At 62.3% G+C, this 12,360-nt stretch carries 10 protein-coding genes; 9 read left to right on the top strand and 1 reads right to left on the bottom strand.

Going from position 1 to position 12,360, the window contains the following annotated elements; genetic code table 11:
• The first annotated feature begins 5 nt into the window (after positions 1-5).
• The 9 genes from murD to lpxC all read left to right on the top strand — a co-directional run bounded on the left by murD (position 6) and on the right by lpxC (position 10,502).
• Positions 6-1,352, top strand: a complete 1,347-nt coding sequence (gene murD, locus BLU76_RS17825; protein WP_092223688.1) for a UDP-N-acetylmuramoyl-L-alanine--D-glutamate ligase — start codon at positions 6-8, stop codon at positions 1,350-1,352.
• Positions 1,349-2,566, top strand: a complete 1,218-nt coding sequence (gene ftsW, locus BLU76_RS17820) for a putative lipid II flippase FtsW (RefSeq protein ID WP_063324486.1) — start codon at positions 1,349-1,351, stop codon at positions 2,564-2,566. Before murD ends, ftsW begins: the two co-directional genes overlap by 4 nt.
• Entirely contained in the window at positions 2,556-3,626 is a 1,071-nt protein-coding gene (gene murG, locus BLU76_RS17815; protein WP_063324487.1) for an undecaprenyldiphospho-muramoylpentapeptide beta-N-acetylglucosaminyltransferase, read from the top strand. The genes ftsW and murG overlap by 11 nt, the downstream gene beginning before the upstream one ends.
• Positions 3,619-5,079 (top strand): UDP-N-acetylmuramate--L-alanine ligase, encoded by a 1,461-nt coding sequence (murC, locus tag BLU76_RS17810; protein WP_063324488.1) that lies wholly within the window; start codon positions 3,619-3,621, stop codon positions 5,077-5,079. The genes murG and murC overlap by 8 nt, the downstream gene beginning before the upstream one ends.
• Complete coding sequence (locus BLU76_RS17805) at positions 5,076-6,041, top strand: D-alanine--D-alanine ligase (protein ID WP_092146829.1); 966 nt, start codon at positions 5,076-5,078, stop codon at positions 6,039-6,041. The genes murC and BLU76_RS17805 overlap by 4 nt, the downstream gene beginning before the upstream one ends.
• A gap of 3 nt (positions 6,042-6,044) precedes the next feature.
• Positions 6,045-6,911 carry a cell division protein FtsQ/DivIB gene (locus BLU76_RS17800; protein ID WP_092223686.1) on the top strand — a complete coding sequence of 289 codons (867 nt, stop codon included), beginning with the start codon at positions 6,045-6,047 and terminating at the stop codon, positions 6,909-6,911.
• Between the two features lie 15 nt (positions 6,912-6,926).
• Positions 6,927-8,186, top strand: coding sequence for a cell division protein FtsA (gene ftsA / locus BLU76_RS17795; protein WP_003205342.1), 1,260 nt, complete (start codon positions 6,927-6,929; stop codon positions 8,184-8,186).
• Positions 8,187-8,284: 98 nt separating this feature from the next.
• Positions 8,285-9,478 carry a cell division protein FtsZ gene (ftsZ, locus tag BLU76_RS17790; RefSeq protein ID WP_063324491.1) on the top strand — a complete coding sequence of 398 codons (1,194 nt, stop codon included), beginning with the start codon at positions 8,285-8,287 and terminating at the stop codon, positions 9,476-9,478.
• A gap of 112 nt (positions 9,479-9,590) precedes the next feature.
• Positions 9,591-10,502, top strand: a complete 912-nt coding sequence (gene lpxC, locus BLU76_RS17785) for a UDP-3-O-acyl-N-acetylglucosamine deacetylase (protein ID WP_030139673.1) — start codon at positions 9,591-9,593, stop codon at positions 10,500-10,502.
• A 279-nt stretch (positions 10,503-10,781) separates the two neighbouring features.
• Here the strand turns inward: lpxC and BLU76_RS17780 are convergent, their stop codons facing one another.
• Positions 10,782-12,275: a sensor domain-containing diguanylate cyclase gene (locus BLU76_RS17780; RefSeq protein ID WP_092223684.1), complete on the bottom strand. Its 1,494-nt coding sequence runs from the start codon at positions 12,273-12,275 to the stop codon at positions 10,782-10,784.
• Between the last annotated feature and the right edge of the window lie 85 nt (positions 12,276-12,360).

The raw sequence follows: 12,360 nt of genomic DNA, 5'->3' as shown, positions 1-12,360 counted from the left end.
AACGAGTGTCCCTGATCGCTTCTGACCACTTCCGCATCGTTGTCGGCCTCGGCAAGAGCGGCATGTCCCTGGTTCGCTTCCTGGCGAGCCGGGGCGTGTCGTTTGCCGTCGCCGATACGCGGGAAAATCCACCTGAGCTGGCCACGCTGCGCCGTGACTATCCCCAGGTGGACGTGCGTTGTGGCGAGCTGGACGTCGAGTTCCTGTGCCGCGCCGATGAGCTCTACGTGAGCCCCGGCCTGGCCCTGGCGACCCCGGCCCTGCAGGCGGCCGCTGCCCGTGGCGTGAAATTGTCCGGCGACATCGAGCTGTTCGCGCGCAACGCCAAGGCGCCGATCGTTGCCATCAGCGGCTCCAACGCCAAGAGCACCGTCACCACCCTGGTGGGCGAGATGGCTGCGGCGGCCGGCAAGCGCGTCGCCGTGGGCGGCAACCTGGGTACCCCGGCGCTGGACCTGCTCAGCGACGACGTCGAGCTGTACGTGATGGAGTTGTCGAGCTTCCAGCTGGAAACCACCGACCACCTGGGCGCCGAAGTGGCGACCGTGCTCAACATCAGCGAAGACCACATGGACCGCTACAGCGGCCTGCCGGCTTATCACCTGGCCAAGCACCGGATCTTCCGTGGTGCCCGGCAAGTGGTGTTCAACCGCCAGGATGCCCTGACTCGTCCATTGTTGGGCGAGGGCATGCCGTGCTGGTCCTTCGGCCTGGGTGTGCCGGACTTCAAAGGCTTCGGGCTGCGCGAAGAGAATGGCGAAAAATACCTGGCCTTCGAATTCCAGAACCTGATGCCGGTGCGCGAACTGAAGATTCGTGGCGCCCACAACCAGGCCAATGCCTTGGCCGCGTTGGCCCTGGGACATGCGGTCGGCCTGCCGTTCGATGCCATGCTCTCGGCCCTGCGCACGTTTGCCGGTCTCGAACACCGCTGCCAGTGGGTGCGCGACCTCGATGGCGTGGCCTGGTACAACGACTCCAAGGCCACCAATGTCGGTGCCGCGCTGGCGGCCATCGAAGGGCTGGGGGCGGACATCGCAGGCAAGCTCGTGCTGATCGCCGGCGGCGACGGCAAGGGCGCCGACTTCAAGGACCTGCGCGACCCGGTGGCGGCCAACTGCCGTGCCGTGGTGCTGATGGGCCGCGACCGTGAATTGATCGCCCAGGCGCTCGGCGATGCCGTGCCGCTGGTTCGGGTCGGTTCGCTGGACGAGGCGGTGCAACAGTGCCGCGCCCTTGCGCAACCAGGCGATGCGGTGCTGTTGTCGCCGGCCTGTGCCAGTTTCGACATGTTCAAGAACTATGAAGAGCGCGGGCAGCTGTTCGCCCGGGCCGCGGAGGACTTGGCATGAGCCTGATGAACATCATCAAGCCGTACCCGTCGCCGCTGATCACCGGGCGCGGCATCGACCTGGATTTCCCGATGCTTGCCGGTTGCCTGGCACTGCTGGGCCTGGGCCTGGTGATGATCACGTCCGCCTCGTCGGAAGTGGCCGCCGTGCAGTCGGGCAACACGCTTTATCACATGATCCGCCACCTGATTTACCTGGTGATCGGCCTGGGCGCATGCATCGTCACCATGATGGTGCCAATCGCTACCTGGCAGCGCCTGGGCTGGATGATGCTGCTCGGTGCCTTCGGCCTGTTGGTGATGGTGCTGGTGCCGGGTATCGGCCGCGAGGTCAACGGCTCGATGCGCTGGATTGGCTTCAGTTTCTTCAACGTGCAGCCTTCGGAGATCGCCAAGGTCTTCGTGGTGATTTTCCTGGCCGGTTACCTGGTGCGTCGCCAGAAAGAAGTGCGCGAGAGCTGGATGGGGTTCTTCAAGCCGTTCATCGTCTTGCTGCCGATGGCGGGCCTGCTGCTGATGGAGCCGGACTTCGGCGCCACGGTGGTGATGATGGGCGCCGCGGCGGCGATGCTGTTCCTCGGTGGGGTCGGGCTGTTTCGTTTCATCCTGATGGTGGCGTTGGCGGTGGCGGCCGTGACCGTGCTGGTCCAGGCGCAACCGTACCGGATGGCGCGCCTGATCACCTTTACCGACCCGTGGGCCGACCAGTTCGGCTCCGGCTATCAATTGACCCAGGCCTTGATTGCCTTCGGTCGCGGCGAATGGCTGGGCGTGGGCCTGGGCAACAGTGTGCAGAAGCAGTTCTACCTGCCGGAAGCCCACACCGACTTCGTGTTCTCGGTCCTGGCCGAAGAGCTGGGCGTGGTCGGCTCCCTGTGCACCGTCGCCCTGTTCGTGTTCGTCTGCGTACGCGGCATGTACATCGGCTTGTGGGCCGAAAAGGCCAAGCAGTTTTTTGCCGCTTACGTGGCGTATGGCTTGTCGTTCCTGTGGATCGGCCAGTTCCTGATCAACATCGGCGTGAACGTTGGCCTGTTGCCGACCAAGGGCCTGACGCTGCCGTTCCTCAGTTATGGCGGCAGTTCCCTGGTGATCTGCTGTGCCTGTCTCGGCCTGTTGCTGCGCATCGAATGGGAGAGCCGAACCCACCTGGGCAGCGAAGAGATGGAGTTTCAAGAGAGCGACTTCGCCGAGGAGCCGATTCATGGGCGCTAACGTGCTGATCATGGCGGGTGGTACCGGCGGGCACGTATTCCCGGCGCTGGCCTGTGCCCGGGAGTTCCAGGCGCGCGGCTACACCGTGCACTGGCTGGGCACGCCACGGGGCATCGAGAACGAACTGGTGCCAGCTGCCGGCCTTGAGCTGCACCGGATCGACGCCAGCGGCCTGCGGGGCAAGGGCAAGTTGTCGTTGCTCAAGGCGCCGCTGATGCTGCTCAAGTCGATCAGGCAGGCGCGGGCGATCATCCGTCGGTTGCGCCCGGTGTGCGTGGTCGGGTTTGGCGGTTATGTGACCGGTCCTGGTGGTGTTGCGGCGAAATTGGCCGGTGTGCCGGTGATCGTTCACGAACAGAACGCCGTGGCCGGTACCGCCAATCGGTTACTGGTGCCGTTGGCCGCCCGGGTCTGTGAAGCCTTTCCCGACACCTTTACCCTGTCGGGCAGCCGCCGCACCACCGGTAATCCGGTGCGTACCGAGCTGTTTTTTGATGCGCCGCGCCCGGCCCTGGCTGGACGCAAGGCACGTCTGCTGGTCCTGGGCGGAAGCCTGGGGGCCGAACCGTTGAACAAATTGCTGCCCGAAGCCCTGTCGCAGGTTGCCCCCGAGCTGCGGCCGGAAGTGTTTCACCAGGCTGGCAAAAACCACGATGAAGTGACCGCCGAGCGCTATCGCGCGGCCGGCGTCGAGGCGCAAGTACAGCCTTTCATCAACGACATGGCCCAAGCCTATGGCTGGGCCGACCTGGTGGTCTGCCGCGCAGGCGCGCTGACCATCAGTGAACTGGCTGCCGCCGGTCTGCCCTCGATGCTGGTGCCTTTGCCCCACGCCATCGACGATCACCAGACCCGTAACGCCGATTATTTGGCCCGTGAAGGCGCTGCCTTCCTGATGCCGCAAAGAACGACTGGCGCCGCGGATCTTGCCGCCCGCCTGACAGAGGTTTTGATGCAGCCGCAACGACTTGAAGACATGGCCCGCGCCGCACGCCGCCTGGCCAAACCCGATGCCACGAGCCAAGTGGTCGATACCTGCCTGGAGGTGGCCCATGGTTGAGAATCGCAAAGCCATGCCGCAACCGGAAATGCGCCGTATCCGTCGCATCCACTTCGTCGGTATCGGCGGCGTGGGCATGTGCGGGATTGCCGAAGTGCTGCTGAACCTGGGTTATCAGGTTTCCGGTTCCGACCTGAAAGCCTCCCCGGTCACCGAGCGCCTGGAATCCTTCGGCGCCCAGATATTTATCGGCCACCGTGCCGAGAACGCCGCCAATGCCGACGTGCTGGTGGTTTCCAGTGCCGTGAACACGTCCAACCCGGAAGTCGCCACCGCCCTGGAGCGCCGTATCCCCGTGGTACCACGGGCCGAGATGCTGGCCGAGCTGATGCGCTATCGCCACGGCATCGCCGTCGCCGGTACCCACGGCAAGACCACCACTACCAGCCTGATCGCTTCGGTGTTCGCGGCCGGTGGCCTGGACCCGACCTTTGTGATCGGCGGTCGCCTGAACGCCGCGGGCACCAATGCCCAGCTGGGCACCAGCCGCTACCTGATCGCCGAAGCCGACGAGAGCGATGCGAGCTTCCTGCACCTGCAACCGCTGGTGGCCGTGGTCACCAACATTGACGCCGACCACATGGCGACCTACGACGGCGACTTCAACAAGCTGAAGAAAACCTTCGTCGAATTCCTGCACAACCTGCCGTTCTACGGTTTGGCGGTGGTGTGCCTGGACGACCCGGTGGTGCGTGAAATCCTGCCGCTGATCAAGCGTCCGACCGTGACCTACGGTTTCGGCGAAGACGTCGACGTGCGCGCCATCAACGTGCGCCAGCAGGGCATGCAGACGTTCTTCACCGTACTGCGCCCCGATCGCGAGCCGTTGGATGTGTCGGTGAACATGCCCGGCAACCACAACGTACTCAATGCCTTGGCCACCATCTGCATCGCCACCGACGAAGGCGTCAGCGATGAAGCCATCGTCCAGGGCCTGTCCGGGTTCCAGGGCGTGGGCCGACGTTTCCAGGTCTACGGCGAACTGCCGGTGGACGGCGGCAACGTGATGCTGGTGGACGACTACGGCCACCATCCGACCGAAGTCGCGGCGGTGATCAAGGCCGTGCGCGGTGGCTGGCCGGAGCGGCGCCTGGTGATGGTCTACCAGCCCCACCGCTACAGCCGCACCCGCGACCTGTACGACGATTTCGTCCAGGTGCTGGCCGACGCCAACGTGCTGCTGTTGATGGAAGTCTATCCGGCCGGTGAAGAGCCGATCCCGGGGGCCGACAGCCGCCAGCTGTGCCACAGCATTCGCCAGCGCGGTCAGTTGGACCCGATCTACATCGAGCGTGGCGTGGAGTTGGCGCCGCTGGTCAAGCCGCTGCTGCGCGCCGGCGACATCCTGCTGTGCCAGGGTGCCGGTGACATTGGTGGCCTGGCCCCGAAACTGTTGAAAAGTCCGTTATTCGCCGGAGCAATCGTGGCCTCCAGCGAGGGGAAACTGAAATGACTGCTGCCTACGCCAACCTGGTCTCGACCCTTGACCCGAAAGCCTTCGGCCGCGTTGCCGTGCTGTTCGGTGGCAAGAGCGCCGAGCGCGAGGTATCCCTCAAGTCCGGTAACGCCGTACTGCAAGCCCTGCAAAGTGCCGGTGTCGATGCATTCGGCATCGACGTGGGCGACGACTTCCTGCAGCGCCTGCTGAGCGAGAAGATCGACCGCGCGTTCATCATTCTCCACGGCCGCGGCGGTGAAGACGGCAGCATGCAGGGCCTGCTTGAATGCCTGGGTATTCCCTACACCGGCAGCGGCATCCTGGCTTCCGCCCTGGCGATGGACAAGCTGCGCACCAAGCAGGTCTGGCACAGCCTCGGCATTCCGACGCCCCGTCACGCCGTGCTGGCATCCGAGGCCGATTGTATTTCGGCGGCCACGGAACTGGGCTTCCCTTTGATCGTCAAACCGGCCCATGAAGGTTCAAGTATCGGCATGGCGAAAGTGAATTCGCTGCCTGAGTTGACCGCGGCATGGAAAGACGCCAGTTCCTACGATTCGCAAGTGTTGGTCGAACAATGGATCTCCGGTCCCGAGTTCACCATCGCCACCCTGCGTGACCAGGTGTTGCCCCCGATTGCGCTGGGCACGCCTCACACGTTCTACGACTACGACGCCAAGTACATCGCCAACGATACCCAGTACCGCATTCCCTGTGGGCTGGACGCTGCCAAGGAAAAAGAACTGATGGACCTCACGGCCAAGGCCTGTGAGGCGCTGGGTATCGCCGGTTGGGGCAGGGCAGACGTGATGCAAGACGCCGATGGGCAGTTCTGGTTCCTGGAAGTCAACACCGCGCCTGGCATGACCGACCACAGCCTGGTGCCGATGGCGGCTCGCGCCGCCGGTCTGGATTTCCAGCAACTGGTGGTGTCGATCCTGGCCGCCAGTGTCGGCCATCAAGAGCCAAGAGGTTAAGCCATGCAAGGCGCATCGCTTCGTCATCAGCCATCCGCACCCGGTCGCAAGCCGGTGCCGCGGGGTGCCAGCCGAATGGTGGCCAAAGAGCCGATGTCGGCGCGCTTGCCGAAAGCCAATTTTGGTTTTCTCAAGAGCTTGTTCTGGCCGGTGCTGCTGGTGGCGTTGGGGTTCGGTACGTATGAAGGCGCGCAACGGTTGCTGCCTTATGCCGACCGGCCGATCGCCCGGATCAACGTCCAGGGCGACCTGAGCTACATCAGTCAGCAGGCCGTGCAGCAGCGGATCGCTCCGTACGTCGCGTCGAGTTTCTTCACCATCGACCTGGCGGGCATGCGCAAAGAACTGGAGCAGATGCCTTGGATCGCCCACGCCGAAGTCCGCCGGGTGTGGCCCGACCAGGTGTCGATCCGCCTGGAAGAGCAATTGCCGGTGGCCCGTTGGGGCGACGAGTCGTTGTTGAACAACCAGGGCCAGGCGTTTACGCCGCGGGAACTGGCCAACTATGAACATTTGCCACAACTGTTCGGTCCACAGCGGGCCCAGCAGCAAGTGATGCAGCAGTACCAGGTGTTGAGCCAGATGTTGCGGCCATTGGGCTTCTCCATCGCGCGCCTGGAATTGCGTGAGCGCGGCAGTTGGTTCCTGACCACTGGCGCGGGTAGCTCGGGGCCGGGCATCGAGCTGTTGCTCGGACGCGGCAACCTGGTGGAAAAGATGCGCCGCTTCATCGCCATCTATGACAAGACGCTTAAAGAACAGATTACGAACATTGCGCGCATCGATCTGCGCTATGCCAACGGCCTGGCCGTTGGCTGGCGGGAACCTGTAGCGCCGACGACGGCCGAACCCGCCGTCGCGAAGAATTAAGAAGAGGCAGGACCCATGGCAAACGTGCAAAGCGGGAAAATGATCGTCGGTCTTGATATCGGCACTTCCAAGGTGGTGGCGCTGGTAGGCGAAGTCGCGGACGACGGCACGCTGGTCATCGTCGGGATCGGTACACACCCGTCCCGTGGCTTGAAAAAAGGCGTGGTGGTGAACATCGAGTCCACCGTGCAATCGATCCAGCGCGCCATCGAAGAGGCGCAGCTGATGGCCGGTTGCCGGATCCACTCGGCGTTCGTCGGCGTGGCGGGCAATCACATCCGCAGCCTGAACTCCCACGGCATCGTGGCGATTCGTGATCGCGAAGTCAGCTCCGCCGACCTTGAGCGCGTGCTCGACGCGGCCCAGGCCGTGGCGATCCCGGCGGACCAGCGTGTGTTGCACACCCTGCCGCAGGATTACGTGATCGATAACCAGGAAGGCGTGCGTGAGCCCCTGGGCATGTCCGGCGTGCGCCTGGAAGCCAAGGTCCACGTGGTGACCTGTGCAGTGAACGCGGCGCAGAACATCGAGAAATGCGTGCGCCGCTGCGGCCTGGAAATCGACGACATCATCCTCGAGCAACTGGCCTCGGCCTACTCGGTGCTGACCGACGACGAGAAAGAACTGGGCGTGTGCCTGGTGGACATCGGCGGCGGCACCACCGACATCGCGATCTTCACCGAAGGCGCCATTCGCCACACGGCGGTGATCCCGATTGCCGGTGACCAGGTGACCAACGACATCGCCATGGCGTTGCGTACCCCGACCCAATACGCCGAGGAAATCAAGATCCGTTACGCCTGTGCCCTGGCGAAGCTGGCCGGTGCCGGCGAAACCATCAAGGTGCCAAGCGTCGGCGACCGTCCACCGCGCGAGCTGTCGCGCCAGGCCCTGGCCGAAGTGGTCGAGCCGCGCTACGACGAGCTGTTCACGCTGATCCAGGCCGAACTGCGCCGCAGTGGCTACGAAGACCTGATCCCGGCCGGCATCGTGCTGACCGGCGGTACGTCGAAGATGGAAGGCGCGGTCGAGCTGGCCGAAGAGATTTTCCACATGCCGGTGCGCCTGGGCGTGCCCCATGGCGTCAAGGGCCTGGATGACGTGGTCCGCAACCCGATCTATTCCACTGGCGTGGGCCTGTTGATGTACGGCCTGCAGAAGCAGTCCGACGGGATTTCGTTCTCAGGCATCGGCAGCCGCGACAGCTATAGCAGCGACGAGCCGAAGGCTCCGCTGTTCGAGCGGCTCCAGGCTTGGGTCAAAGGCAACTTTTAAACAGTTTCAAAGCTTCAAGCGGCAGGTTTCAGGCTTGGCGCTGGAAGACGCAGCAAACGCAGTAGGCGAAAAAACTAGAGAATGAAAGGAGAGGGAAAATGTTCGAACTCGTAGACAACATCCCCGCTAGCCCGGTTATCAAAGTAATCGGTGTCGGCGGTGGCGGCGGCAACGCTGTCAACCACATGGTCAAGAGCAACATTGAAGGCGTTGAATTCATCTGCGCCAACACTGATGCCCAGGCGCTGAAATCCATCGGCGCGCGGACCATCCTGCAACTGGGCACTGGCGTGACCAAAGGCCTGGGCGCCGGCGCCAACCCTGAAGTCGGTCGTCAGGCCGCTCTCGAAGACCGTGAGCGTATCGCTGAAGTCCTGCAAGGCACCAACATGGTGTTCATCACCACGGGCATGGGTGGCGGTACCGGTACCGGTGCGGCGCCAATCATTGCCGAAGTGGCCAAGGAAATGGGGATCCTCACCGTTGCGGTGGTGACTCGTCCGTTCCCGTTCGAAGGCCGCAAGCGCATGCAGATCGCCGACGAAGGTATCCGTCTGCTGTCTGAAAGCGTCGACTCGTTGATCACCATCCCCAACGAGAAGCTGCTGACCATCCTCGGTAAAGACGCCAGCCTGCTGTCGGCTTTCGCCAAGGCTGACGATGTACTGGCCGGTGCCGTTCGCGGTATCTCCGACATCATCAAGCGTCCGGGCATGATCAACGTCGACTTTGCCGACGTACGGACGGTCATGAGCGAAATGGGCATGGCGATGATGGGCACTGGCTGCGCCAGCGGTCCGAACCGTGCACGCGAGGCCACCGAAGCGGCCATTCGCAACCCGTTGCTCGAAGACGTGAACCTGCAAGGTGCGCGTGGCATCCTGGTGAACATCACCGCCGGTCCTGACCTGTCCCTGGGTGAGTACTCCGACGTGGGTAGCATCATCGAAGCCTTCGCTTCCGAGCACGCGATGGTCAAGGTCGGTACCGTTATCGATCCGGACATGCGCGACGAGCTGCACGTCACCGTGGTTGCCACCGGTCTGGGCGCCAAAATCGAGAAGCCTGTGAAGGTCATCGACAACACCGTTCACACTTCCATGGCTTCGCAACCGCAACAACAAGTGTCTGCCCGTCAGGAAGCGCCTGCGGTGAACTACCGTGACCTGGACCGTCCGACCGTCATGCGCAACCAGGCCCAGGCCGGTACTGCGACTGCCGCGAAGATGAATCCGCAAGACGATCTGGATTACCTGGACATCCCGGCTTTCCTGCGTCGTCAGGCCGATTGATGAAATGTATCAGGGGGATACGGGTGATTGGTGTTCAGCAAAGGTCTGGTCTGCTATCATCGCCAGCCTTTGTTGATACCAGTTCGCAATTTGCGCTGAAGCGGCCCATGCCATGATTAAACAACGCACCCTGAAGAATATTATCCGTGCCACAGGTGTCGGCTTGCACTCCGGCGAGAAGGTCTACCTGACCCTCAAGCCCGCGCCTGTCGATACCGGCATTGTGTTTTGTCGTGCCGACCTCGACCCTGTGGTGCAGATTCCTGCTCGCGCGGAAAACGTTGGTGAAACCACTATGTCGACCACTCTGGTCAACGGTGACACCAAAGTGGATACGGTGGAGCATTTGCTCTCGGCCATGGCTGGCCTGGGCATCGATAACGCCTACGTCGAGCTCTCCGCGTCCGAAGTCCCGATCATGGATGGCAGTGCCGGACCCTTCGTATTCCTGATTCAATCGGCTGGCCTGGAAGAGCAGGACGCAGCCAAGAAGTTCATCCGCATCCTGCGGGAAGTGACCGTGGAAGACGGCGACAAGCGCGCTACTTTCGTCCCTTTCGAAGGTTTCAAGGTGAGCTTCGAGATCGATTTCGATCACCCGGTTTTCCGTGACCGCACCCAGAGTGCAAGCGTGGATTTTTCCAGCACTTCGTTCGTAAAAGAAGTCAGCCGCGCCCGTACCTTCGGTTTCATGAGTGACATCGAGTACCTGCGCAAGCACAACCTCGCACTCGGCGGCAGTGTTGAAAACGCGATCGTGGTCGATTCCGATGGTGTATTGAACGAAGACGGTCTTCGTTATGAAGACGAATTCGTCAAGCACAAGATCCTCGATGCAATCGGCGACCTCTACCTGCTGGGCAATAGCCTGATTGGTGAGTTCAAGGGCTTCAAGTCCGGCCATGCACTGAACAACCAGCTGCTGCGCAAGTTGATTGAGCAGAAAGATGCTTGGGAAGTCGTGACGTTCGAAGACGCCAGCACCGCACCAATCTCCTACATGCGCCCTGTTGCGGCCGTGTAGGCAAAAAAACCTCTCTAGTTTTTGAAGGCTGCCTTTGGGTGGCCTTTTTTTATGGTCGGGTGTTTCTTCGGGAGCGATGCGGGAACCTGTGGCGAGGGAGCTTGCTCCCGTTGGGGCGCGCAGCGGCCCCAGAACCTGACAACCCGGTGTGTCAGGTAAATTGAGTTGACTGCCTTGGGGGCTGCTGCGCAGCCCAGCGGGAGCAAGCTCCCTCGCCACAGAGAGCACCATGTTCATGCACAGAGGGCGTCATGCCCATCGCCTTTGGGTGCTCCGGTGTCACATCGCGCAAACCACACGATTACGCCCACTGGCCTTGGCCTGGTAAAGCGCCTTGTCCGCGGCGAACAAGAGTTGTTTGAGTTCGCTGTACGGTCCCTGAGTCCAAGTGGCGATGCCGATACTGACCGTCATGGGCGCTCCTCCCTCGGACACAGATGGCAGTTGTTCGACCGCGTCGCGAATATGCTGGGCCATGGTGAAGGCGCCAGCGGTGGTGGTCTCCGGCAGCACCACCGAGAACTCCTCACCGCCATAGCGCGCCGCCAGGTCGGCGGGGCGTCGGACATGCTGGCCGATCAATTGCGCCAAGGTACGCAGGGCCTCGTCACCCTTTTGATGACCATGGCGATCATTGAACGCCTTGAAATGATCGGCATCGATCATCAGCACAGACAACGGTTGGCCCGAACGTTGGGCGCGCAGCCATTCCTGTTGCAACGTCTCGTCCAGTGTTCGTCGATTGGCCAGTCCTGTGAGGGCGTCGATGGACGCCAGTTGGGCCAATTCCCGTTCAGCTCTGTAGCGGCGTCGCAATTCGCGGCGTAGCAGCCAGGTAAGCCAGAGCAAACCGATGCACAGCGCGCCGGTGGCACCGCTGACCAACAACGCCGTGCGTTGCCATGAGGCGAAGACCTCTTGGTAGGAGAGCGCTACCACGACAATCAATGGCAGGTCGCCCACCTGGGAAAAGGTGTAGAGCCGCTGTGTCTGATCAACACTGGAGATGCCGGTAAAACTGCCGTTACCTTCTCGCAGGATGCGTACGAAGTTCGGTCGGTTGCTGAAGTCCTTGCCGATCATGTCGTCGGCCAGGGGCGGTTCCTGGGCCAACAGAATCCCATCGCGGCTGATCAGGTTGACCGTCCCGTGGCCGATGTTCAGGCTTTTGAACAACTGGCTGAAGTAGTTCAGGCGCATTGCGGCCTCGGCCACGCCCATGAACTCACCCCGCTCGTCGCTCAGTCGATAGCTGAAACTGATGCGCCAATCGTGGGCGGCACTCCTGGAGCGGAACGGGCGACTGATCATCATGCCCAGACTCGGGTCCTGGACATGGGACTGGAAATATTCCCGGTCGGCGTAATTGCCTTTGCGCGGTTCGAGCGAGGCGGAGTCGGCGATTACATCGCCACGCTTGTCGAGCAGCAGGATGTCGCCTTTGTAGGGGGCGGCGGTGGCGCGGTCGAACAGCGCCAGATGGCGAATCGCCGGCGAAACGTCTTTCAGGTCGTCGCGTTTGGCGGCGGCGGCCAAACCTTGCAGCGACAGATCGTAGAGCTCCACGTTACGCAGCACATCGGCGTCAATCAATTGCACGATATTGGTCGCCGCACGGGTCGCCGCCTCTTGTGCGGCGGCATGTTCGCGGATCAACAGAAACGTCACGATGCTCAGGATGGCAATGACAACCAGTGAGCTGGCCAGTACGAATACCCGTTCCGAACGTCTCGAAAGCGGGGTGTTGCCGGGTGTCGCACTGCGCGCGCTCATGGTTCCGATGTCTGCATTGTCATGTGGCTGGGGTCCGTCCCAAAGGGTTGCAAACCGGCAATGAACCAAATGCTGGCCTTTTGCT

The organism is Pseudomonas sp. NFACC08-1 (assembly GCF_900106735.1).
GTDB lineage: Bacteria > Pseudomonadota > Gammaproteobacteria > Pseudomonadales > Pseudomonadaceae > Aquipseudomonas > Aquipseudomonas fluorescens_Q.
This window is presented reverse-complemented; position numbering and strand designations above follow the sequence as displayed.